Below are 23,933 nucleotides of genomic sequence, written 5' to 3'. Positions count from 1 at the left end.
TTCACCCAGCATTCACCGGTGTCTTGGGCGAGAGTCGCCACGCAGGCTCACCGGGTTCTGGATCAGCGCCTTACCATGCCTATGCGCAACCGGGCGCTGGGGGAGGCTCGATGTCCGACATATCCCATGACGGCACACCAGGCAGAACGGGACCGGGCGGGCTGCGCCAACTGCGACGCCTGGCCGGAAAGCTGCCCGGCGGTGTCGAGCTGTTCCACCTGGGGCTGGACGGCTCCATCGTCCTGGCCGACCGCAACGGCGCCCGGGAACTAGGCCCCGAACGCGACTTCCTCCGCTTCATCGACGACGGCCAGTTCGCCCACTACCTCGTCGGCGACGCCGCCACCTCGCCCGAGCGGCCGTCCAACGCGACCGTCAAACTCGGCGTCGTCGGCCCGCGCAGCGCCTTCACGCCGCACGCCCACGGCGGCGAGCACTTCGTCCTCAGCCTCGGCCATGCGGCGTGCGGCCTGTACGACCCGGCCCGCGGCCAGGTCGTCGAAGTCCCGCTGGTGCCCGGGCTGATGATCCGTATCCCGGAGATGATGCCCCACTCCTTCGCCAACCGGGGCAGCGCGCCGCTGACCATCCTCGCCGCCAACACCGGCTACGGCATCGACCACGAGGACTACGCGATCACCGCCCAGGAGGCGGAGCGCCGCTCGGCCGCCGCCGCGCCCGCCACTGCCACTGCCACTGCCACCGGCAACGGACCGCTGAACACGGTCACCCTTCCAGGCACCGACTACCGCACGCTCGCCGCCGCGCTGCGCGACATCGAGAACGTCCAGCGCATCCGCGGCACGGGCACCACGACCGTCCGGGAACGGCTGGCCGCCAGGCTGCGCCGGGCCGCGAGCGCACTGGAGGTCTCCCCGTGATCTGCCCGAACTGCGAGCAGTCGCTGCTGCGCAAGGAGCGCACCGGCAACGTGTGCGGCAAATGCCGGCGCAGGTACGCGATGGACCCGAAGACCAACCCGATGAAACTCAATGACCTGCGGATACGCCGGGTCATGGCCAAGCTGACCGACCAGGGCCAAGTGCCGTGCACACCAGGCCAGTTGTGGTACGCGCTGTCCCGCAAGTCGCTGCGCGAGGGCAAGTCCCACCTCGGCCGGGCCGGCATCGCGCTGATCATCGGGCTCGTCCTCGGTTCCATCGGGATCATCGGTGACCCGTCGCTTGCGGTCATCGGCGGCGTGCTGCTGCTCATCGCCCTCGGCATCGTGATCGCGTCCGCGCTGGGCTGGGGCCGGGGGAAGCCGCGGATGAACCGGAACGCCTTCCGCTCCGGCGTGATCAATCAATGGCGAAGCGTCTACGGATCGCTGCCGCCGGGCATGGTCGAAGACGACCGGTACCCGACGCCCGGGTACGGCGGCGTGGCCAAGGCCGACGGCTCCGGTGCCGTACTGCTGTGTCCGGACCTGTCCATCGCCAACTTCCTCGCCGCCGACGGCCTCCCCGGCCGCTACGGCCTCACGCTCGAAGCCGACCTGCGCGACGTACGCGGTCACGGACCCGTCATCGTCCTGCACGACGCGGACCCGCACGGGTTGCTGCTCGTCCGGCGCGTCCGCCAGGCCATGCCCGGACGCCAGGTGATCGACGCAGGGCTCCCGCTGCGCACCGTAAGGAAGTTGAAGAGCGCGGTGCCCTACCGGGCCGGCAGGCCGGACAAGGACGTCATCGCCGAGCTCACCGCGACGGGTCAATACACAGCCGACGAACTGAAATGGCTGGCCAAGGGCTGGGCGTTCCCGCTCGTCGGGGTACCGCCCGCCCGGCTGCGGGCCGCCGTCACCCGGGTCGCCGAGCAGGTGGCCACCGCCACCGACCCGCAACGGCGGCGGGCAGCCTCAGTCGGCTTCCTGACCTGGCCCGGGGAGCAGCGATGACCGGGCCTCAGCCGTCCGGATCGTCGCCGGGAGGCGGGAGGCCATGATGACCAGACCGCTCGAGCGGGCGATCACCGTGGCCGCCACCCGCGCCGCCGCGCCCGGTGGCATCCGCTTCACCGAGCGCCAGCTGTACTACGAGACCTGCCGCGTCCTGCGGCCCACGCCCGCGATCCTCCACCGCATCCCCCGCACCCCGGCCCCGCCACTGCGGCTCTCCCGGTTCACGCGGGCGCTGGACACCCTCGGCAGGGACGCCGTACCCGGGCTGCTGCCGGAGCCGACACCCGGGCCCCGGCCAGGAGATGAGGCACCCCGCGAGCCCGACCTGTACGACTACGGGCTGCCCCGGCTCCTCGTCTGCCAGGACCGCTCCATCGCCCGGATGCTCCTGGCCAACCACATACACCTGGAAGCGGGTTGCCCCGTCCTGGCGGCCGAGGACCTGCCGCCGACCCCACGTCTCATGGCTGCGCTCGAACAGGCCGAGGGCGCCACCGTCCACGTAGTGCACGACGCCGGCGCGGCAGGAATCGCCCTGCCCGCGCACGTACGAGCCGCGCTCGGGCCGGTCCCGGGCGTACGGGTCTCCTCGCTCGGGCTCGTGCCCCGGCACGCCGCGGCCCTGCACCTGGTGTCCGGGCGCAGGCCCGACCCGGTACCGCCCACGGGGCCCCTGCCCGCCGGACTGCGGCCGCAGGAGGTCACGTGGCTGGCGGAGGGCAGGTTCACCCAGGTCGCGGCCGTTCCTCCGGCACAACTGCTGCGCACGGTGCTGCGGCTCACCCGCGGACCGCGGCCGCCCCGGCACTCGGTGTGGACCGAACTGCGCGATCTGCGCACCGCGGGCTTCCTGACCTGGCCGACCGCATGACCCCGACTCCCAAGGCCCCGACAACCGAGGACCGCAGACGATGAACCGGCCACGCGAGATCGGCTACACGGACGGGCTGCTCGCCGACGGCAGCGTCCACCGCGCCTACGAAGACGGCCGGCAGGAATGGCGCCGCCGTGGAACCCGCCATGTCGTGCACTGGCACGACAGCCAGGGCGGTTCCGGCACCGACGAACTCCTCGGAATGAAAATCCTCAAGCGCGTGCTCGCCGACGGCACCGTGATCTACGGCCGGGACATCGGCTACGGACGGACCGTTTGGGGCCGTGGCGAGACCGTCATGATCAACCGGACCTCGTTCGGGGGCCGGATGGGCGCGATCCTCGTCGGCCTCGGGGTGACGGGCCTCGCCGTCACCGCCGCCCAGCTCCCGCCGCTGTATCTGTCGCCGGAGCAGGAAGAGGCACTGCGCCAACAGCAGGCGGCACAGAGTTCGTCGTCCGGCTCGGACGGCGGGAGCGACGGGGGCGGGGGCGACTCGGGTGACCCTTCAGGGGACCAAGGCGGGGACGACTCGTGGGATTCGTCCTGGGACGGCGACGACGGCGGCTGGACCGACGACGACTTCGGCTGACCCGGACACCGACACCCGATAAGTGACACCCGACAAGTGACCCATGAAAGGAGCCGTTGATGGCGCGTTTCTGCGCCTGCCTCGCGCCCTCCCACGGGCAGGCCCGTGACCACCTCGCCGCGATGGGCGCCACCGTGGGCGACGCGCTGGGCCTCGCGCTGGTCGAGGACGAACCCGGCCACGCCGACGGCCCCTTCACCGCTCACGGCCTGACCGCCGTCGGCGAGGTCACCCTGCACAACCGCGCCGAACTGCTCGCCGCCCTCGCCGCCGCCGACGCCCCAGCGCCGCCCGACTGCCCGGACGGTGAACTGCTGCTGCGCTGCTGGGCCCGGCTCGGCGAGAGCGGAATCGAGGGCGCCGAGGGCATGTTCGCGCTCGCCGTCCTGGACGGCGCCGACCTCGTTCTGATCCGCGACCACGTCGGCGCACGCACTCTCTTCTACGCCCGCGCCGACGGCTGCTGGGCCGCCTCGACGTCCCTGCGCGCACTGCGCCGCTGGGCCGCACTCGGCACCGGACTGAACCTGTCCGCCGTGCGTTCGTTCCTCACCTTCGCCTATCTGCCCGGCGACGAGACGCTGTTGAGCGGCGTACGCGAGGTGCTCCCGGGCCGGGTGCTGCGGCTCGCGCCGGACGGCACCGTCACGGAACGGGTCCACTGGGAGCCTCGCGAAAACCTCACCGACAAGTCGGACCATGTCCTCACTCTGCGCGCCTTGCTGGAGGACGCCACCGCGCGACGGCTTCCCGAAGCCGAGGCGGTCGGCGTGCTGCTGTCCGGAGGCGTCGACAGCTCGCTCGTGACCGCGCTTGCCGCCAAGCTGCACGCGCACCCCGTGCACACGTACTCCATCAGCTTCGGCGACGAACTCCCCAACGAACTGGGCTACTCCGGCCTCGTCGCCGCCCACTGCCACACCCGGCACCGGGTGCTGACCGTCTCCGGCGCCGCCGTCGCCTCGCGGCTCGCCGAGGCGGCGGCGCTCCTGGACAGCCCGGTGGGCGACCCGCTCACGGTGCCGAACCTGATGCTCGCCGAGGCGGTGGCGGCCGACGGTCTGTCGGTCGTACTCAACGGGGAGGGCGGCGACCCGGTGTTCGGCGGGCCGAAGAACCTCCCGATGCTCGTCCACTCGATGCACGACGACGCGTCCGCGGAGGACCGCGCCACCGCGTATCTGCGCTCGTACCGCAAGTGCTGGACCGACCTGCCCGAGCTGCTGACTGCGGACACCCTCCGCGCCCTCGACGACGCCCCGCCGCCGCAGCGGTTCGTCGAGCCGTACCTCACCGGCCCGGACCGGATGACGTACCTGCTCAATCAGCTGCTGCACTGCAATCTGCGGACCAAGGGCGCCCATCACATCCTCACCAAGGTCGAGCGCCTGACCGCCTCCCAGGGCATCCAGGGCCGCGCCCCGCTGTTCGACCGCCGGGTCGTGGACCACGCCTTCGCGACCCCGCCCGGCCTCAAACTCCGCGGCACCGTGGAGAAATGGGTGCTGAAGGAGGCCGTACGGGACCTTCTGCCCGCCACGGTCGTCGACCGGCCCAAGAGCGGAATGCGAGTGCCGGTGCAGCAGTGGCTGAGCGGACCGCTGCGGGAGCTGGGCGGCGATCTGCTGCTGGGCAGGGCCGCGCGGGAGCGGGGGCTGTTCCGCCCCGACACCGTACGCACCTGGATGCGCGGCGAAGGCACGCTGCTGCCGCGTCAGGGCGGCAAGTTGTGGCTCGTACTCACGCTGGAGCTGTGGCTGCGCTCGTACGGACTCTGAATCTCATCGGCATGGAGGCCTGCACCGTCATGAACACCCCGCTCGTCGATCCCCGCACCGGCCGGATACGCGGAACCGTCCCCAATGCGCGGGAGAACGAGGTGCGTTCGGCCGTCGCCGCCGCACGCGCAGCCCTGCCCGGCTGGCGCGGGCTCGTCCCCAAGGACCGGTCGCGCCGTCTTGAGCGGCTGGCCGCGCTGATCGAGGAGCACGCCGCCGAGTACGGGGCCCGTGAGCGGGCCGGCACTGGCAAGCCCGAGGCCGAGACGGCGGGCGAGGTCGAGCAGGTCGCGGACCTGTTCCGGTTCTACGCCTCCGCGGTGCGCGCCCAGTCGGCCCCGGCGGCCGGGCGGCTGGTGGCCGGGCACGAGAGCTGGGTGCGCTGGGAACCCATCGGGGTCGTGGGCGTCGTCGTCCCGTGGAACTACCCGCTGATGATGGCCGCGTGGCGGTGCGCGCCCGCGCTGGCCGCGGGCAACACGGTGGTGGCCAAGCCCGCGGAGACCACCCCCGACTCCCTCACCCTGCTCGCCGAACACGCCGCGGACGCCCTGGGCGCGGCCGTCCTCCAGACGCTCCCGGGTGACCGCGAAACCGGCAGGCTGCTGGTCGAGTCCGACGTCGACATGGTGGCCTTCACCGGCAGCGGCCGCGCCGGCTCCGATGTGGCGGCACGCGCCGGAGCCCGCCGGATCAGCCTCGAACTCGGCGGCAACGCGCCCGCGATCGTGCTGCCCGACGCCCCGGCGGACACCTGGGCGGAACTGGCCCGCGCGAGCACGTACAACGCGGGCCAGAGCTGCGCGGCCCCCGCGCGTGTGATCACTCTCCGGGACAACTACGAGACGGCGGTGGAGGAGTTGACCGCCGCGATGGCCGAACGCCTGGCCGGCCGCGACTTCGGCCCGCTCAACAACCCGGACCAGGCCACCCGCTACGACCGGCTGGTCACGTCCTCCGCCGCCAAGCGCAACACCGCCGCTCAGATCGCCCCCTCCCCCGGCGAGGAGTCCGGCTTCTGGCGCCCCGCCCGCGTCCTGGCCGACCTCCCGGACGACGACCCGGCGGTCGTGGAGGAGGTCTTCGGCCCGCTGCTGACGGTCCAGTCGGCCGACGACCTGGACTCTGCGATCGCCCTCGCCAACGGCGTCCCTCAGGCGCTCGCGGCCAGCGTCTGGACACAGGACCTGAGCACGGGCCTCGACCTGGCGGACCGGATCGACGCCGGGGAGGTCTGGCTGAACTGCCACCTCGTACAGACGGCGGAACTCCCGCACGGCGGGCGGGGCGCATCGGGGCACGGGACGGACATGAGCACGCTGGCGTTGCAGGAGTATCAGCGGCCGAAGACGGTTACGGCGCGGCTGACGGCGCGGTCCGTCTGAGAAAACAGCTGTGCGGGCCGATCCGAAGATCGACTGCACAGCTAAAGAGGGAGTGCACCCGGGTCCGCGACGGGCTATGGGCCTCGTGGTCGGGGCAACCGAGCCACGTCTTGCTCGACGCCGGATTGTGAGCTGGGCGCACGCGGGGAGCGCGGTGTCGCAGTGTGCGCCTGTTGCGCCGCATATACCGACGGAAAAGACGTGCAGCCCTGCTGACATCCCAGCCATAAAGCCTCAAAAATGGTGCAGTTGAGGCTGACGGCCATCACCTACAGCGGCCTCTTCCTGGGGGGCCTGTGCACAGAGACGAGTACAGCTGGCTGCGCTCTGCCGTGACACGGTTCGGCGCCTCGTGCAAGCTGAAACTGTCGGGTGGAGGCAGTCCGGAGGCCGCGATACGTGGCCCCCTGGAAGTACTGCTACAGGCGGTCGGCGAACACCATGAACAGCACGAGGTGACCTGGCACGACGAGTACCGGCTGCCCGACCTGGGCGTGCGGCCGGACTACGCGGTGCGCGCCGGGCAGGACATCATCGGTTACATCGAGCTGAAGCGGCCCGGCCTGTCCGTGGACCCGGAAACCTTCGGCAAGAGCAACCGCGAACAATGGGAGAAACTCCGGGACTTGCCCAACCTGCTGTACTCCAACGGGACGGAGTGGCGGCTCTTCCGTGACGGGCGACAGATCGGGAACGCGGTCCTCTTTTCAGGGTCCCTCAAGGGTTCGGGCGACAATCTGGCCATGGGTGATCCGGCCGCCTTCGACATCCTGCTCAAGCAGTTCCTGATGTGGAAGCCCAGGCCCATCGCACAGGTCGCTCGCCTCGTGCAGCACGTTGCCCCGCTGTGCCGGCTCCTGCGGGCCGCCGTGCTGGAGCAGCTGGCCGCCGAGAACAGATCGAGCGCTGCGGACGACGACATGCGCGCACGGCCGTTCACGGGGCTCAAGAACGACTGGCGCAGGTATCTGTTCCCGACCGCGGACGATGCCACCTTCGCTGACGGCTACGCGCAGACCATCACGTTCGCTCTCCTCCTGGCCCGCACCGAGGACATTCCACTCGCACCGGACTCCTTCCACGAGATCGGTCGGCATCTCGACGCCGACCACGCCCTCATGGGCAAGGCACTCCAACTGCTCACAGACAACGTCAACGCCCGCTTCACTGTCACCCTCGACCTACTGACCCGCACGATCGCCGAGGTGAACTGGCCCGCCATCCGGAGCGGCAACCGGGATGCCTACCTGCACCTTTACGAGAACTTCCTCACGGTCTACGACCCCGCGCTCCGCCAGCAGAGCGGCTCGTACTACACGCCTCGCGAGGTCGTCACGGAGATGGTCCGCCTCACCGAGGAGGTGCTCCGCACACGGCTGGACCAGGAGTTGGGCTTCGCGGCGGATGACATCAGAATCGTCGACCCCGCCATGGGCACAGGCACGTTCCTCCACACGATCATCGAACGGGTCGCCGAGCAGGCCGTCGAGCGGCACGGCCCGGCGATGGCCCGTGACGCCATCTCCCGGCTCGCGTCAAGGTTGTTCGGCTTCGAGTTGCAGATGGGGCCTTTCGCCGTATCCGAGTTACGCGCCTCGGACCTGCTGAAGAAGTACAAGGTGCCGTTGCCCGAGGGCGGGCTCAACCTGTTCGTCACCGACACCCTGGACAATCCTTACGCAGAGGAGGAGTACCTGGCCTCGACCTACGGGGCGCTCTCCCTCTCACGCAGACGTGCCAACAGGGTCAAGGCCGACATCCCCATCACCACGCTCACCGCGAACCCGCCTTACGACGACAAGGCAGAGGGCCGCGGTGGCTGGGTCGAGAAACGGCCGGAGGGGAAGGAGCCGCCCATTCTCGACGCCTTTCGGTACGAGGGAAACGGCCGCTATGAGCACGTGCTGAAGAACATGTATGTGTACTTCTGGCGTTGGGCCACCTGGAAGGTCTTCGACGCCCATGACGAGGACCGGCACGGTGTGGTGTGTCTCATCACCCCGTCCGGTTGGGCCACCGGACCCGGCGGCCGTGGCATGCGGGATTACCTGCGGCGCACCTGCGACGAGGGCTGGGTCATCAATCTCTCACCCGAAGGCCAGCGGCCCGACATCGCGACGCGCGTGTTTCCCGGAGTCGCCCAGCCGCTCGCCATCTACATCTTCGTCCGCAAAGCGGGCATGGAACGCGGACCGGAACACCGGGCCCACATCCACTACCGGGCCGTGACCGGCACGCGTGCCGACAAGTTCAGCCAGCTCCAGCAGATCCATCTCGACGACAGCGAATGGCGTGACACCCATACGCAAGGAGCACGCCCGTTGACTCCGGTCACGGAGTCCGGCTGGGAGGACTTCCCCGAGCTGAACGACCTGTTTCCTTGGGGGAGCCCGGGAACCAAGGCGAACCGCTCATGGGTGAGCGCGCCGTCCGCTGAGATCCTGCGCCGCAGATGGGCACGGCTCATCCGTGAGTCGGACCGGGGGCAGAAGGCCGAGCTGTTCAAAGAGACACGCGACCGCAAGCTCACGGACAGGAGACAGCCGTTACCCGGCATCACTTCCTCGACCCGCCGTCTCATCGAAGAGACGCATACCACGCCGCCTCTCGTACGCATGGCTCTCCGCAGTTTCGACCGCCAGTACGTCATCGCCGACAACCGAGTCATCGACTACCCGCGCCCTGATCTCTGGGCCACGCTCCAAGAGGGCCAGCTGTTCCTCAACCAACAGTCGTCACACGAGATCAGCACTGGTCCGGCCGTGGTGGCGACACAACTGATCCCCGATACACATCACTTCAACGGCCGTGGCGGTCGCATCCTGCCGTTGTTTCACCCCGATGGCTCCCCCAACACTCCCCACGGCCTCCTGCCGTACCTGGCCCGAGCTCTCGGCCGCGCAAGCGTCGGCGCTGACGAGCTTGCGGCCTACACCCTCGCCGTTGCCGGGCATTCCGGCTTCACCGAACGCTTCACGGAGGAGTTGCTGACTCCCGGCGTGCGCCTGCCCCTCACCCGGACCAGCGGTCTCTGGGACAGAGCAGTGGCCCTCGGCCGGGAGGTCCTGTGGATCTCCACCTTCGGCGAACGGTGCGCTGACCCGGCCGCCGGACGCCCGGCTGGGAACATCACGTTCGCCCCGGGGGACGCACGGCAGGTGAAGTACCTGACTCACATCGGTGATGTGCTGCCCGCCCGGATCCGGTACGAGCCCGAGTCCGAGACGCTTCTTGTCGGTGACGGCGCGTTCGGTCCGGTGCCCGAGGCAGTGTGGACGTACGACGTCGGCGGCATGGAGATCGTCAAAAAGTGGTTCGGCTATCGCAAGGCGTCGCCGAACAGCAAGAGGACCAGTCCGCTGGACGACATCCACGTCGACAGCTGGGATCCGGAGTGGACCGGCGAGCTCATCGAGCTGCTCTCCGTGCTGCGCCGGCTCACCGATCTCGCCCCGGCTCAGGCCAAGCTGCTCTCTGAGATCCTGGCCGGTCCGACCACGACGCAGGAAGACCTGAAGAGCGGAGGGGTCCTGCCGGTACGCCCGACGGCTCGCAGGGCGAGACTGCGGGCGATCGGCGGGCTGTTCGACCCGGATGGAGGGAGCACCAGCGGCGGATGAGGCCGGGGCGCGAGTTCAGTCCATATGACCGCGCGGACGGTCCAGTTCAAGGCTTACGCGCGCGAGGAGATCAACGCCAATGCCTGCACCCCTCACCGCTGAACAGCGCGAGACCGTTCTCACTGCTGCTCGCCGTCCCGGCGCCGCACGGAACGAGGTGGCACGACAGACCGGGGTGTCCCCGGCCAGGGTCACGCGTATCTGCTCGGCGGCCGGCGTCTCCTTCGACCGGACCGCTACCGCCGTCGCTGTCGAGGCCCGCGTGATCGACCTCAAAGCGGGGAGAGTTCACCTCGCGCGAACCTGCTCGATGACATCGCTGAGGCGCGCGTTCGGCTGCACCGGACAACCGAGCCGCGGGACTTCTTCGACCTGGCCCGCTCGGTTGCGGTGCTCACCGACGCGCACGTAAGCCTCGCGGGGGTGGACGGCACCGAGGCTGAGGGGAGGAGGCCCGCTCGATGCTCGGAGCGCTCGCCCAAGCCCTCGGCGTTCGGCACAGGGCCGAGAACCTGCACCAGGACGAGGAAGGCAGGCCATGACCGACCGACCGACCGTTGACCGACGCCGAGTTGCACGGTCGCTGCTGGGCAATCCTCACGGCCGCCGCAGAGAACCGGGACGGCGACGTCGATGAACTGCTCGTCGATCTCGTGTGGGACGACCTCGTCACCGTGGTCTGCTCGATCGCATCCCTGGCACTCGGGTCCATCATGCCGGGCGATGTGGACGTCCGTGACCCCGGTAACCGGGCCCGCGTCGCGGAGGGGCTACGTGCCGAGCTGCTGCGCCGCGCCCGGCGCCTGCAGAACGGCCTGCCTGCTCCACAGGTCGGCTTCGACCTCGATCCACGTGCCACTTGCGATGACTGTGGCGAAGCCTGTGTATTCGCTCATGGGGTCAGCATGACCGGAGACCCGATCCTCCGCGCGCCGGTGGGCCGCGAAGGATCCGCCCTTACCTGTTTCTTGATCACCGGGCTACGGTGCACCTCTCGGCGGCACTTCGCCGGACCACGAGAGGGGACGCCCATGGCCCGCAGGCTGCGGATGCTCGGCACCAACAGCAAGACCGGCGAATGCCCCACCCTGTACGAGGACGTCGAGACTGGCGAGATCCTCGTACAGGGCTACACCGTGACGGACCCCGAGGTACTGGCGCAGATGGCCAACCCATTGGAAGGGGAGTCGCTGGTCGTCGTCGACCGCGCTCTCCTCGTGAACTTCGCACCCAAGGCCTGACGTGCAGGACCACGTACCCGCCAGCGCGATCCTCGACTTCTTCCGCCACGGCTTCGAGCACACCGCGTGGCGGCTGGAGACCCGCCGGTCGTACGCAGCAGACGAAGACACCGAGGAGTACCAGCAGTTCCTCGACGGCATCGCGCCGCCGCCCGATGTGGACGGCCCGTGGTTCGCCAATGCTCGAGCACAGACCGCGGCAGGCAAGCGGATCGAGCGCGTGCGCCTGGTCGACGAGCCCGCCACGGACGGGCAGCGGTACCTCCTGGCCACCACCCCGGACAACCTCGCCGCGGGCGAGGACATCCGATACATGCTCCGCTCAAGAGCGCACGAACTGGAGTTGCCCAACTTCGACTTCTGGCTGTTCGACTCCCGCGTTCTCGCCGTCTTCAACTGGGAGGACGCTGAGAAGCGCATGGGGTTGACGACCGATCCGCAAGCGGTGGCCCTTGCTTGCCAGGCACGTGATGCCGCCTGGCATTACGCGGAGCGGTACGAGACCTTCGCGGCACGGGTACGTTCCGATGTGTGAGCACTGACTACCAGCAGGCCAGAGTCGCCCTCGGTGCGCGGCTGCGTGAGCTGCGCACCGAGGCCGGGCTCACAGTTCGGGCCCTGGCCGCCGAGTGCGCGTGGGCACCGTCGAAGATTTCGAAGCTGGAGAACGGGAAGCAGACCGCCACCGGTGCCGACCTGGACGCGTGGGCCGCGGGAGTCGGGCGACCGGAGGCAGCGGCGGAGCTACGTGGCCGTCTCGCCGGGCTGGAGTCGACGTACCGTTCGTGGCGGCGGCAGTTGGCCGGCGGGCATCGCGCGGTTCAGGACGCGCTGGGGGCGCAGCATGAGAGGACCGTCATGTTCCGGGGCTTCACATCGGTCGTGCCGGGCGTCTTCCAGACCCCGGAGTATGCGCGCGCTGTGCTGGCCCGGTACGCCGAGCTGCATGGCGTGACGCGGGACATTGAGGCTGGGGTGACGTCCCGGCTGCGGCGCCAAGAGGGCCTGTACGTGCCGGGCAAGAGGTACCGGGTGCTGATGGGCGAATCGGCGCTGCACGCGCGTATCTGCTCGCCTGCCGTCCTCGCGGACCAGCTCGACCGGCTAATGTCCGTCAACGGCCTGTCCACGGTGGAGCTCGGCATCATCCCCCTCACGGCGGACGTACGGGTCGCGGCCGGCGATGACTTCTGGATCCACGATGACCGGCTCGTCATCGCCGAGTCGTGGCATGCGGAGATGTGGCTGGACTCTGCAGAGGACGTAGCCCTGTACGCGAAGGTGTGGGACGCGCTCGCTGCGGGCGCGGTCCGCGGGCGGGACGCGCACCGGCTCATCTCCCGTGCCCGGGGCGCGCTGATCGCTGCCTGAGCAACATCGGGAAACGCTCCGGGGTGGATGAGAAACAGCGAGAAACACGCCGGATTCTGAGAAACAGTCCGGCCTACGGTCCTGAGCATGACGAGCCTGAAGACGACGATGGCCGATCCCGTACACCTTCCGTTGCCTGGCCCGGAGCCGACGCCGATGGACGGCTGCGGAGTGTGCGAGGCCCTCGTGAAGCAGCGCGATGCAGCGCGCGAGCGGTGCGACTTGTCGGCCGTCTCGGACGCGAACGTGGAACTCCTCAACCATGCGCACGCGGGGCGGTGAGCGTGCTGGAGATGGGGACATGGAGAGACGCTCGCGCACGGGCTACTGACGCTTCGGAGGCGGTACGGGCCGCGCTGGCGTCCATCGGCCTGCCCGAGAGCGCGTGGAGCGGCGTACGGCCCATGGTGACTGCGTCCGGCCGGCCGCTGGTGCATCTGGGTGCGCTGCCTGCCGCTGCCGTCGAGGTGATCGCTGAGGCTCTGATGCCTGGCGGGGCCTGGCCGCGCCCGGACGACGACCGCGTCGAGTGGCGCTGGCTCGACACCGGTTCGGGGCCCGGTGCGATGGTGCCCGTTCTGATTACCGAGACCACCGCCCCCCGGTGACGGCGCGGCCCGCGAAGCGCGTACGCGTGTCCGCGCTCGGGGGCCGTCGTATTGTCTGCTCTCACATCCAAGGCGCGGGACCGGTGTGTGTCGCCCACGCCGCAAGGCCCTGCTCGTCGAAGACGAGGATTCCGTGCTGTGCTGCATAGTTCGCAGCCGGGCGCGTGAACACGCTCGTCGTCACCACAGCGGCCACCTGCGCACCGTGCACGCTGAAGCACGTACCCCCGAAGCGCTGTAGGTCTGGGCTGCCGACCTTGGTAGTCGGCCCGTATCGCTTGCACTGGATCACGATGCGTCGTCCGTCAGGAGCGGTAGCGATAACGTCGGCGCCGAGGTCGTTGGCACCGCCTACCACGCGGGCATCCCGGCATCCATCCCGCTCACAGAGGAATGCGATGGCCTCCTCGAACTGACGCGGATTCATGGCGTGATAGCGGACGACTTCCGTGGACTGGATGGCGCGCACGCGCCTGGTCTCTGCCGATCGCTTCGCCTTGGCCACGCCACGGGCGATGCCGCTGGCGACGATAAGAAGGACGAAGAAGACGGCACCGCCGCGCAGGCCGTCCGCCCACATCAGCAACGCCACGATCCCGAACACGTGGACGGCTGCGGTGAAGGCGCAACCGGGTAGCCCCAGCGGGGCAGGATCGGAAGTTCTGCGGCGTGCGGGTGCGCTCATACGTTCCCCCAGGATTGCGTAAGGCTGGGATGCTATCGGCCCATTGGTGCACTGGGCAGCCGAACGTCCGGGTAGACAGCAGCGGTTCCCGCCTTTGCACCTAGTTGCACACCTTCGGTCAGTGGCTGTGTGGCGGCCCTACCGGATGCTGCATGTGGCCACGATCCGAGCAGGGGCAACGAGTTCTACCGGTGCACACTCGCGAGCGCCTGATCCAGCGAGACGTCACCCTGCGCCAACTGCCGTACGGCGCGCGCCAGACGATGGTGGCCGTCCTCAACGGCCTCGGCCAGTCGCACCACTTCCGCCAGCCGCAACTCCGCGGCTTCGTGGAGCGCCTGGTAATGGACGGCGGTGCCCAGATCAGTGGCAGCCACCGCGCCGTCCTCGTCTACAGCCAGCCCCAGGAAACCAAGCTCCCGGACATCCGCGAGAACCTCGCTCAAGTCGAGCCCACGTCCATTGATCGCCATGTGCGCTTCCTCGCCGACAGCCGGATTCGGGATCGGCTGAAGCACCAGCTCCGCCAGCAGGCGGCGCTGTGAATCCGTGAGCTCAAGGTGCGGGAGCGGCATGCGCTCATACCTAGCACAGCGCCACACCGGTTGCCCTGTGCAGTGCGCCGCGAGGCGTGTCTTTACCCCGCCCCCGCCGTATCACTCCGCTAGTAACTCCGCCTCCAGAGGACGGGACCGTGGCAGGCGCTCGGTCGGGTACGAGTGGACGTCGATGATCAAACGCGGCGCCGCCCCCCTCACAGGCGCCACTCCTCGGCAAGCAGATCGAGCAGCTGCTCCTGCCTGGCCTGGAGGAGTTCCGGGGTCCATTCCGTGTGCTGGAGCACCTGGCTTGTCAGCGCGAAGGGCACCACTCCCCCGCGGCCCGTAAAGTACTTGGCCTTCTTGACTGCGAAGTCGTAATTCTGGGCCGCCGAGTTCTTTGCCCGGTTCAGGAGGACCAGGTTGCCGAGGCGGTGTGTCCATCGGCCACGTTGGTCCTCGTCGAAGAATGCGACCCACTGTGAATCGGATGTGGGGTTCTGCGGGAGGACGTGCTCGACAGTGATGAGCGGGTGGTCGTACGTCACTCCCTGCCCGCGGGCGAGCAACTCGTCGAGCCGGAGCAGCACGTACTTGCGGATCCTGCCCACGAGATACAAGTCGCCGTCGAGCCGGGCCCGCGTCTCTGCCTGCTCCCCGTCCGTCAACTCGAACGCCGGGGAGTCCAGTCCCTGGCCGAGATCAAGCTGACGGAGAAGCTCGGCATAACGAGTGACCCGGGGTGTGGTGTAGACGCGTCGGACGAACATGCTGGCCGACAGCCGTTCCAGAGCGCGGAGGAACTGATCGAGCCAGACCGAGTCGTTCTCGTAGTGGCGCAGCGCCCACAGGGCCGCGGGCCGCCAGTCGTTGTTGTCGACCTGCCGCAGTCGTTCGAACCAAGCGTTGACCTTCTCCGCACCAGATGCTGCCTCGTAGGCGGCGTCACGTATCTGGACGTAGGCGTCGGCGTACGGGCGGACAATGTCGTTGACGAATGCTTGGGCCTTGCCCGGCAGATAGTGGTTGAGCACCTGCTCCGGGAACTCTTTGAGCAATTCCTGCTCGGCGCGCTTCTTGGCGAAGATCATGCGGAGGTGGAGGAAGAGGTCGGCGAAGTCGTCCCGGCCCAGGGCTTCTTCGGCGTCTTCCCACTTGGTGGCACACTCGTCGGAAGCCTCCTGTCCGAGATCGCCGATGATGCGCGACTTGAAGATGTCCGTGGGCGACAGGTCGAGTCCTCGCGAATTCATGACACTGAAGATGCGATGCGCACTGTCGAGGTCGGGAGTGCTGACCACGACCAGGAAGGTGCGCTCCCCGAGCATCTGGACGAGGTTGAGCCGGCGATCCTCTGGCCAGCCGACCAGCTTGCTGTGAAGCGCAGCGGCATTGCGGAGAACAGCCTTCTGCGCGTCTGTGTGCAAGGTGCTCGCGTTCAGCGCCAGCAGTGCCTCGATGGTCCCTTTCGTCTGCACATACTTAGCGAAGAACTTGGCGTCGCGCTGGCGCAGGGTGAGACGCGGCCTGGGAGCCAGTCCACGGATCCGGTTGCCCGGCTCGGTCACCAACCTGTCAAGATCGCCACACAGATCGGGATCCTCCGCGAGATCACGGAGCACCGACAACAGGATGGTCAGCGTGGTGAGACGCTGTTGGCCATCGATGACGTCAGCCCTGGGTGTCCCGTTTCCCTTGACGAGGACGACCGAGCCCAAGAAGTACGGCTCCTCGGTCCCGCGGTCGAGTGCCTCCACCAAGTCGGTCAGCAGCTGGACCGCCTGCTCCTCCTCCCAGGCGTACGGACGCTGGTAGTCCGGGATCTGGAAGTCGTAGTCGCTGCTGAAGACCTTGTGCAGGGGCATCTCGTGCGCCTCGAGTTTTTGCATGAACCAATGATGGCGAGACGCGTGGTGGCCGGGTGCCGGATTGCCGGGATTGTGGTCGCTTAAGCGCTATCCAGGGCGGGATGAGCGGCTACACGCAGAAACGCCCGCTCACGGCCTACGGCCGGAGAGGGCGCTGATGAGACCTGCTAATGAGGACCACATGGAGTACAGCTGAGTGTCCGAGGGGGGACTTGAACCCCCACGCCCGATAAAGGGCACTAGCACCTCAAGCTAGCGCGTCTGCCATTCCGCCACCCGGACAGGGTGACCGCGGTCTCCCGCGGCGACAGGGACAACAATACCAGGGGTTTCAGCTGCCCCTCACCCGCATTTCCCGTGGTCAGTGGGGTGCAGCCGCGACGATCAAGCACCCGCTCCAACCTCACCGAGGGGCCCGTACAGCGTGTATCCATACGCATGCGCTCGGTGACGCTACCTTCACCTAGGTGACGCAACGCAGCTATCGACGGCCCCGCCCCTTCTCGCCGCTGCGCGAGTATCTGCGGGACACCTTCTGGTTCGCGCCCACCGTGGGACTGATCTGCTCCTTCCTACTGTGGGTGGTGTCGGCCACCGGAGACGATTGGCTGATCGAGCTGCTGCAGCGGGAGCAGGAGTACGAGGTCGTCGCCGACCTGGTCTCGATCGCCGACGACACCCAGACGGTCGTCACGACCATCAGCGCGGCGATGATGACCTTCATCGGTGTCGTTTTCAGCATCTCGCTGGTCGCCGTGCAGATGGCGAGCGGGCAGCTCACACCGCGCGTGGTGCGGATCTTCGTACGGAGCCGGATCAGCAAGCTGACGCTGACCGTGTTCCTGGCGACGTTTCTGTTCTCGCTGCTGGTGCTGACGTCGTACGAGAGCGAAACCGACCCGCAGCAAGTCACGTCGGTGCCGGTGATCCAGGGCCTGGTGACCATGCTGCTCGTCCTGCTGAGTCTGCTGCTCTTCATCGCCTATGTGTCGTCGACGCTGCGGCTGATGCAGATCGGGCCGGTCGTCGACCGGATCGCGCGGGAGTCGTTCGGGGTGCTGAGGAGGCTGCCAGCCGGTACGGCGGATCCGGAGCCGCTCGCGGCCGAGAGCGCCCGGATTCCGTACCGGGGGCGGGCCGGAGTGCTGCGGGATGTGAACGTCCGGCGGCTCGTGCGGGTCGCCCGGCGGCACGGTGTCGTCCTGCGGCTCATTCCGCGGATCGGGGACTTCGTCGTTCCGGGGACGCCGGTGCTGGCCGTGCACGGCGAAGGCGGGTTGCAGCGGCGGGCCCTGCCCCGTCCCGTGAATGTCAGCGTGGAGCGGAGCTTCCACCAGGATCTCGGGTTCGGGCTGCGGCAGTTGTCCGACATCGCGCTGCGTGCGCTGTCGCCGGCCGTGAACGACCCGACGACCGCCGTGCAGTGTCTGGACCGGATCGTGCAGTTCCTGACGTACGTCGTGAACGAACCGCTCGGTGCGGTGCAGCACCGGGACCGGAAGGGTGCGGTGCGGCTGGTGCAGGACGTGCCCGAGTGGGCCGATCTGGTGGATCTGGCGCTGGCCGAGATCCGTCTGTTCGCCACCGGCAGCCCGCAGGTCACCCGGCGTCTGGTGGCCGCCATCGACGATCTGCTGCTGCTCGCGTCGGACGACCGCAAGGAGCCGCTGAACCGGCAACGCGCGCTGCTGGCGCAGGCGGTCGAGCGGCAGGTGCCCGAGGCGGCCGAGCGGGAGTTCTCGCTCCGGCCCGACCGCCAGGGGATCGGCTGACCCGCTACGCCTGGGCCTGGGTCTGGTGAGACGTCACGGCATCAGGTGGTAGTCGGGGAAGTTGCCGGGCAGCCGCTCCCCCTCAGGGCCGTCCGTCACGGCGCGGACGAGCAGTTCACCGCCGACGAACGCACCGCGCCACGACGCGCCGAAGCCGCCGAACAGCTCGTCGCGGTCGCCACGGGACCGCGGCTTGCCCCGGCCCGTCTTGAAGGCGCGGATCTGTGGCGCCAGCCGCTCGTACGTCTCCACGTCGTCGGTCGACAAGGTGGCCACCAGCGCGCCGTTCGAGGCGTTCATCGCCGCGAGCAGTTCCGCCTCGGTGTCCACCAGCACGATCGTGTCGACCGGTCCGAACGGCTCCGCGTGGTGCAGCGGCGACGACGGCGGCGGGCCGAGCAGCGTGACCGGCGGAAGATACGCGGAGGTGTCCTGGCCGGGCAGGAACGCGCCGTCCTCCAGGCTGCCGCGGTGCAGCGGGACAGCGCCCCGGTCGATCGCGTCACTGACATAACCCGCGAGTTCCTGGGCCTTGGCCGCGTTGATCAGCGGGCCGAAGTCCAGGACCGGCAGCGGGTCGGACGGGTTCTCGACGGCCAGCGGATGGCCCGTGCGGATGGACCGTACGGCGGGCAGGTACGCCGCGAGGAAGTCTGCGAACAACTCCCGCTGCACCACGAACCGCGGGTAGGCGGTGCACCGCTGCTTCCCGTAGTCGAAGAGCTTCGGGATCACGGCGGTGAGCGCGTCCCAGTCGCTGTAGTTCCAGATGCCCCAGGTGTTCAGGCCCTCCTGCTCCAGGATGTGACGCTTGCCGAGGTCGGCGACCGCCGTGGCGATGCGCGCGCCGGTGTCGCGGCCGCCGACGAAGGACACGCAGCCGATCTCCGGTGAGTTGACCAGCGCTTCGGAGAGCTGGCCGCCGCTGCCGCTGACCAGCGTGATCGGGATGCCTTCGCGGGCGCAGAGCGCCGAGGCCAGGGTGAGACAGGCGAGTCCGCCGTCGGTCGGCGTCTTGGCGATCACCGCGTTGCCGGCCAGGGCCTGCACCAGCATGGCGTGGACGAGCACGGACATCGGGTAGTTCCAGCTGGCAATGTTGGAGACCGGGCCCGCGAGCGGGGTGCGGCCCTGAAGCATCGGCTCGATTCCGTCGACGTACCAGCGCACTCCGTCGATCGCACGGTCGACGTCGGCCTGGGCGAGCCGCCACGGCTTGCCGATCTCCCAGACCAGCAGCAGCGCGAGCAGTTCGCGGTGTTCGGTGAGTGCGTCGAGGGCGGCGCCGACGCGGGCGCGGCGCTCTTCGAGCGGCACGTGCCGCCAGGCGCGGTGCTGGTCGAGCGAGGCGCGCACGGCCTGCCCCGCGGTGGCGGCGTCCAGCCGCGGCGGTCCGGCGATGGGACTGCCGTCGACCGGGCTGGCGGCGGGCAGCGTGTTGCCGTCGGCCTTCCATTCAGCCGCCCACAGGTTCAGCACGCGGTCGTGGCGGAAGGCTTCCGGCGCGACGGCGAGAGCGCGCTGCCACGCGTCGTACCAGGCGGTGCCCGGCTTGAGGGAAAGAGTCGAAGTGGTCGGAGTCGGTGCGGTGAGGGTGGGTGCCATGAGGGTGGTCTCCGCTCGAAAGGGGGCGGGAGGGGCCGGACGGTGGGCCGTGAGGGGTGGCACGCCGGGCGTCGTTGATCGGTGGCGCCAACGCAACCGCATCGGCGGGAAGCACGTCAAAGTGACCGCGTCGCCGCGTCAGCGGAACGTCAGCCTCGACAACGAGTGCGACGTCAGGACGTCACGGCGTCGAGACGTCAACGGGATCCGTCGAGGCGGGCGATGACGAGTCGCGAGGTCTCGGTCGGGGTCGCTCCGACGCGTACACCGGCCGCTTCGAGGGCCTGTTTCTTGGCGTGCGCGGTGCCGGAGGACCCGGAGACGATGGCGCCCGCGTGGCCCATCGTCTTGCCCTCCGGAGCGGTGAAGCCTGCGATGTAGCCGACGACAGGCTTGGTGATGTGTTCGGCGATGTACGCCGCGGCGCGCTCCTCGGCGTCACCTCCGATCTCCCCGATGAGCACTATGAGTTCGGTGTCCGGGTCCTTCTCGAAGGCGGCGAGGCAGTCGATGTGGGTGGTGCCGACGACCGGGTCGCCGCCGATGCCGACCGCGGACGAGAAACCTATCTCCCGCAGCTCGTACATCAGTTGATAGGTGAGCGTGCCCGACTTGGAGACCAGTCCGATGCGGCCGGGCTTGGCGGCGATGTCGGCGGGGATGATGCCGGCGTTGGACTGGCCGGGGCTGATCAGGCCGGGGCAGTTGGGTCCGATGACACGGGTGCCTCGCTCGGCGGCGTAGGCGTGGAAGGCCACGGCGTCGTGGACGGGGATGCCCTCGGTGATGACGACGGCGAGGGCGATCCCGGCCTCCGCGGCTTCGGTCACGGCGGACTTGGCGAACGGCGGCGGCACGAACACGACGCTGACGTCCGCGCCGGTGGCCTCGACGGCATCGCGCACCGTGCCGTACACGGGGACGGCGCGGTCGTCGAAGTCGACGACCGTGCCCGCCTTGCGCGGATTGACGCCGGCGACGATGTCCGTGCCGGAGGCGAGCATGCGACGGGTGTGTTTCATGCCCTCGGCGCCGGTCATGCCCTGGACGAGGACCTTGCTCTCCTTGGTGAGGAAGATGGCCATGTCTGTCTCCTCTAGTTGGCCAGAGCCAGATCGGCTGCCTGGCGGGCGGCGTCGTCCATCGTGGTGGCCTGCTGGACGAGCGGGTGGGCACGGTCGTCGAGGATGGCGCGGCCGCGTGCGGCGTTGTTGCCGTCGAGCCGTACGACCAGCGGTTTGGTCAGCCGTACGGACTCGAGCGCCTGGACGATGCCTTCGGCGACGGCGTCGCACGCGGTGATGCCGCCGAAGACGTTGACGAGTACGGCGTTGACCTCCGGGTCGGAGAGGATGACGGACAGTCCGTCGGCCATGACCTGCGCGGAGGCTCCTCCTCCGATGTCCAGGAAGTTGGCGGGCCGCGCGCCGCAGCCGGCGACCACGTCGAGAGTGGACATGACGAGGCCCGCGCCGTTGCCGATGATGCCGACCTCGCCGTCGAGCTTGACGTAGTTGAGGCCCTTGGCGGCCGCCGCGGCTTCCAGCGGGTCACCGCCCGGGTCGTTGTCGGCCTCGCCCCAACGGGCCTGCCGGAAGCGCGCGTTGTCGTCGAGGGTGACCTTGCCGTCGAGCGCGAGGATCTTCCCGCCGGCGGTCCGTACGAGCGGGTTGACCTCGACGAGCAGCGCGTCCTCGCGGACGAGGACCTGCCACAGGGCGGAGAGCACGCCGGCGGTCTCCGGCGGCAGGCCGGCGGCCGCGGCGATCTCGGCGGCCTTGGCGGCGCTGACGCCGAGCGCGGGGTCGACGTGGATACGTGCCACCGCCGCCGGGCGGGTGGCGGCGACTTCCTCGATGTCCATGCCGCCTTCTGCCGAGGCGATGGCGAGGAAGGTCCCGGCCGCCCGGTCGAGCACGTAGGAGACGTAGAACTCGGCCTCGATGTCGACGGGTTGGGCCAGCATCACCTTCCGTACGGTGTGCCCCTTGATGTCCATGCCGAGTATCTGGCGTGCCGTGATCTCGGCCGCGCCCGGGTCGGCCGCCAGCTTCACTCCTCCGGCTTTGCCCCGGCCACCGGTCTTGACCTGGGCCTTGACGACGACGCGGCCGCCGAGTCGCTCGGCCGCCTGCTGTGCTTCTCGGGCCGTGTCGACCGTCTCGGCGTTCGGCACCGGGATGCCGTAGTCCGCGAAGAGGTCCCTTGCCTGGTGCTCGTACAGATCCATGCCAGCCCCTCGATTTCACGAGTGAAAAGTGCCGCACGCCCCCTGGACACCACCCACCGGATGCGGGATAACAAGCTTCATACAGTATTCGTCGACTGTATGCAATGTACTGGGACGCCAGCCGATCCCCTACGAAGGGACAGGACTTCGCCATGCCCGACGACAACAGCCAGCAACTCATTTCAGGTGGTCACCTGGTCGCCAAAGCGCTCAAGGCAGAGGGAGTGGAGGTCATCTACACGCTCTGCGGCGGCCACATCATCGACATCTACGACGGCTGCGTGGACGAAGGCATCGAAGTCGTCGACGTACGCCATGAACAGGTGGCCGCGCACGCGGCGGACGGCTACGCACGCATCACCGGCAAGCCCGGCTGCGCGGTCGTGACCGCGGGACCCGGCACGACCGACGCGGTCACCGGAGTCGCCAACGCCTTCCGCGCCGAGTCCCCGATGCTGCTCATCGGCGGCCAAGGAGCCCACACCCAGCACAAGATGGGCTCCCTGCAGGACCTGCCGCACGTCGACATGATGACTCCGATCACCAAGTTCGCGGCGACCGTGCCGGACACGGCACGCGCGGCCGACATGGTCTCGATGGCCTTCCGCGAGTGCTACCACGGCGCGCCCGGACCCTCGTTCCTGGAGATCCCGCGTGATGTGCTCGACGCCAAGGTGCCGGTGGACAAGGCCCGGGTCCCCGCGGCCGGCCAGTACCGGGCCTCGACCCGCTCGGCCGGTGACCCCGAGGCGATCGAGAAGCTCGCCGACCTCCTCGTGCACGCCGAGAAGCCCGCGATCCTGCTGGGCAGCCAGGTATGGACGACCCGCGGCACCGAATCCGCCATCGACCTCGTCCGCAGCCTCAACATCCCCGCCTACATGAACGGCGCCGGGCGCGGCACGCTGCCGCCCGGCGACCCGCACCACTTCCAGCTGTCGCGCAGGTACGCGTTCTCCAACGCCGATGTCATCGTCATCGTGGGCACACCCTTCGACTTCCGTATGGGATACGGCAAACGGCTCTCGCCGGACGCGACCGTCGTGCAGATCGACCTCGACTACCGGACCGTCGGCAAGAACCGGGACATCGACCTGGGGATCGTCGGGGACGCCGGCCTGGTCCTGAAGTCGGTGACCGAGGCCGTCTCCGGGCACGCTTTTAATGGATACAGCAACGGCGGTGCGTCCAAGCACAAGGAGTGGCTCGACGAGCTGCGGGCGGCCGAGCAGACCGCCATCGAGAAGCGGCTGCCGAACCTGAAGTCGGATGCCTCACCGATCCATCCGTACCGGCTGGTCAGCGAGATCAACGAATTCCTCACCGAGGACTCGATCTACATCGGCGACGGCGGCGACATCGTCACCTTCTCCGGCCAGGTCGTGCAGCCCAAGTCGCCGGGCCACTGGATGGACCCGGGGCCGCTCGGCACTCTCGGGGTCGGCGTCCCGTTCGTCCTCGCCGCCAAGCAGGCGCGGCCGGACAAGGAGGTCGTCGCGCTCTTCGGCGACGGCGCCTTCTCGCTCACCGGCTGGGACTTCGAGACGCTCGTCCGCTACAACCTCCCCTTCGTCGGGATCGTCGGCAACAACTCGTCGATGAACCAGATCCGTTACGGCCAGGCGCAGAAGTACGGCCTGGAGCGCGAGCGGATCGGCAACACGCTCGGGGACGTCCACTACGACAAGTTCGCCCAGATGCTGGGCGGTTACGGCGAGGAAGTCCGCGACCCGGCCGACATCGCGCCGGCGCTGCAGCGCGCCCGCGAGTCCGGGAAGCCCTCGCTGATCAATGTCTGGGTCGACCCGGACGCGTACGCCCCCGGAACCATGAACCAGACCATGTACAAGTAGAGGAGCCCT

Annotated in this window: 20 protein-coding genes and 1 tRNA gene; 15 read left to right on the top strand and 6 right to left on the bottom strand. The window is 68.9% G+C overall.

All coding sequences use genetic code 11. The features are described from left to right. The first annotated feature begins 110 nt into the window (after window positions 1–110). From ACH4YL_RS10600 to ACH4YL_RS10545, 12 genes are all read left to right on the top strand, one after another. A complete protein-coding gene (locus ACH4YL_RS10600) occupies window positions 111–881 on the top strand; it encodes a cupin domain-containing protein (RefSeq protein ID WP_398506772.1) in 771 nt (256 codons plus the stop codon). Next, on the top strand, window positions 878–1,900 hold the full coding sequence (locus ACH4YL_RS10595; RefSeq protein ID WP_398506771.1) for a hypothetical protein: 1,023 nt from the start codon (window positions 878–880) through the stop codon (window positions 1,898–1,900). Before ACH4YL_RS10600 ends, ACH4YL_RS10595 begins: the two co-directional genes overlap by 4 nt. A 46-nt stretch (window positions 1,901–1,946) precedes the next feature. Beyond that, window positions 1,947–2,774, top strand: coding sequence for a hypothetical protein (locus ACH4YL_RS10590; protein WP_398506770.1), 828 nt, complete (start codon window positions 1,947–1,949; stop codon window positions 2,772–2,774). 40 nt (window positions 2,775–2,814) lie between these two features. Further along, the gene (locus ACH4YL_RS10585; RefSeq protein WP_398506768.1) at window positions 2,815–3,369 is read left to right on the top strand and encodes a hypothetical protein; all 555 of its coding nucleotides are present in this window, start codon (window positions 2,815–2,817) and stop codon (window positions 3,367–3,369) included. A gap of 59 nt (window positions 3,370–3,428) precedes the next feature. After that, window positions 3,429–5,147, top strand: a complete 1,719-nt coding sequence (locus ACH4YL_RS10580; RefSeq protein ID WP_398506766.1) for an asparagine synthetase B family protein — start codon at window positions 3,429–3,431, stop codon at window positions 5,145–5,147. After that, window positions 5,123–6,532: an aldehyde dehydrogenase family protein gene (locus tag ACH4YL_RS10575; RefSeq protein WP_398506764.1), complete on the top strand. Its 1,410-nt coding sequence runs from the start codon at window positions 5,123–5,125 to the stop codon at window positions 6,530–6,532. The genes ACH4YL_RS10580 and ACH4YL_RS10575 overlap by 25 nt, the downstream gene beginning before the upstream one ends. Before the next feature lie 296 nt (window positions 6,533–6,828). After that, a complete protein-coding gene (locus ACH4YL_RS10570) occupies window positions 6,829–10,152 on the top strand; it encodes a type ISP restriction/modification enzyme (protein ID WP_398506763.1) in 3,324 nt (1,107 codons plus the stop codon). Window positions 10,153–10,709: 557 nt separating this feature from the next. Beyond that, window positions 10,710–11,393 carry a hypothetical protein gene (locus ACH4YL_RS10565; protein ID WP_398506761.1) on the top strand — a complete coding sequence of 228 codons (684 nt, stop codon included), beginning with the start codon at window positions 10,710–10,712 and terminating at the stop codon, window positions 11,391–11,393. A 1-nt stretch (window position 11,394) separates the two neighbouring features. Further along, window positions 11,395–11,928 (top strand): DUF6879 family protein, encoded by a 534-nt coding sequence (locus ACH4YL_RS10560; protein ID WP_398506759.1) that lies wholly within the window; start codon window positions 11,395–11,397, stop codon window positions 11,926–11,928. After that, window positions 11,925–12,764 (top strand): helix-turn-helix domain-containing protein, encoded by an 840-nt coding sequence (locus ACH4YL_RS10555; RefSeq protein ID WP_398506758.1) that lies wholly within the window; start codon window positions 11,925–11,927, stop codon window positions 12,762–12,764. The genes ACH4YL_RS10560 and ACH4YL_RS10555 overlap by 4 nt, the downstream gene beginning before the upstream one ends. Window positions 12,765–12,851: 87 nt before the next feature. Continuing rightward, window positions 12,852–13,046, top strand: coding sequence for a hypothetical protein (locus ACH4YL_RS10550; protein ID WP_398506756.1), 195 nt, complete (start codon window positions 12,852–12,854; stop codon window positions 13,044–13,046). Window positions 13,047–13,057: 11 nt separating this feature from the next. Continuing rightward, on the top strand, window positions 13,058–13,372 hold the full coding sequence (locus ACH4YL_RS10545; protein WP_398506755.1) for a hypothetical protein: 315 nt from the start codon (window positions 13,058–13,060) through the stop codon (window positions 13,370–13,372). A 61-nt stretch (window positions 13,373–13,433) separates the two neighbouring features. Here the strand turns inward: ACH4YL_RS10545 and ACH4YL_RS10540 are convergent, their stop codons facing one another. After that, entirely contained in the window at window positions 13,434–14,057 is a 624-nt protein-coding gene (locus tag ACH4YL_RS10540; protein WP_398506754.1) for a restriction endonuclease, read from the bottom strand. Between the two features lie 191 nt (window positions 14,058–14,248). Here ACH4YL_RS10540 and ACH4YL_RS10535 point away from each other — a divergent pair, with 191 nt between their 5' ends. Then, complete coding sequence (locus tag ACH4YL_RS10535) at window positions 14,249–14,602, top strand: hypothetical protein (protein ID WP_398506753.1); 354 nt, start codon at window positions 14,249–14,251, stop codon at window positions 14,600–14,602. A 209-nt stretch (window positions 14,603–14,811) separates the two neighbouring features. Here ACH4YL_RS10535 and ACH4YL_RS10530 read toward each other — a convergent pair whose 3' ends face one another. Continuing rightward, window positions 14,812–16,485, bottom strand: coding sequence for a DUF262 domain-containing protein (locus ACH4YL_RS10530; protein WP_398506752.1), 1,674 nt, complete (start codon window positions 16,483–16,485; stop codon window positions 14,812–14,814). A 176-nt stretch (window positions 16,486–16,661) separates the two neighbouring features. Then, window positions 16,662–16,746, bottom strand: a tRNA-Leu gene (locus tag ACH4YL_RS10525). 185 nt (window positions 16,747–16,931) lie between these two features. Here ACH4YL_RS10525 and ACH4YL_RS10520 point away from each other — a divergent pair. Then, the gene (locus ACH4YL_RS10520) at window positions 16,932–18,236 is read left to right on the top strand and encodes a DUF2254 domain-containing protein (RefSeq protein ID WP_398506751.1); all 1,305 of its coding nucleotides are present in this window, start codon (window positions 16,932–16,934) and stop codon (window positions 18,234–18,236) included. 33 nt (window positions 18,237–18,269) lie between these two features. Here the strand turns inward: ACH4YL_RS10520 and ACH4YL_RS10515 are convergent, their stop codons facing one another. The 3 genes from ACH4YL_RS10515 to sucC form a co-directional block, all read right to left on the bottom strand. Next, entirely contained in the window at window positions 18,270–19,841 is a 1,572-nt protein-coding gene (locus ACH4YL_RS10515; protein WP_398506750.1) for an aldehyde dehydrogenase family protein, read from the bottom strand. Between the two features lie 197 nt (window positions 19,842–20,038). Further along, window positions 20,039–20,926, bottom strand: coding sequence for a succinate--CoA ligase subunit alpha (sucD, locus tag ACH4YL_RS10510; protein ID WP_398506749.1), 888 nt, complete (start codon window positions 20,924–20,926; stop codon window positions 20,039–20,041). A gap of 11 nt (window positions 20,927–20,937) precedes the next feature. Then, on the bottom strand, window positions 20,938–22,071 hold the full coding sequence (gene sucC / locus ACH4YL_RS10505; RefSeq protein WP_398506747.1) for an ADP-forming succinate--CoA ligase subunit beta: 1,134 nt from the start codon (window positions 22,069–22,071) through the stop codon (window positions 20,938–20,940). A 152-nt stretch (window positions 22,072–22,223) separates the two neighbouring features. Here sucC and ACH4YL_RS10500 point away from each other — a divergent pair, with 152 nt between their 5' ends. Continuing rightward, on the top strand, window positions 22,224–23,924 hold the full coding sequence (locus tag ACH4YL_RS10500) for a thiamine pyrophosphate-binding protein (protein WP_398506746.1): 1,701 nt from the start codon (window positions 22,224–22,226) through the stop codon (window positions 23,922–23,924). Window positions 23,925–23,933: the final 9 nt, after the last annotated feature.

Origin of the sequence: Streptomyces sp. NPDC020681, assembly GCF_044334895.1 — a bacterium.
Taxonomy (GTDB): Bacteria; Actinomycetota; Actinomycetes; order Streptomycetales; family Streptomycetaceae; genus Streptomyces.
The sequence above is the reverse complement of the archived record's forward strand: the minus strand, read 5'-3'. Positions and strand labels throughout refer to the sequence as shown.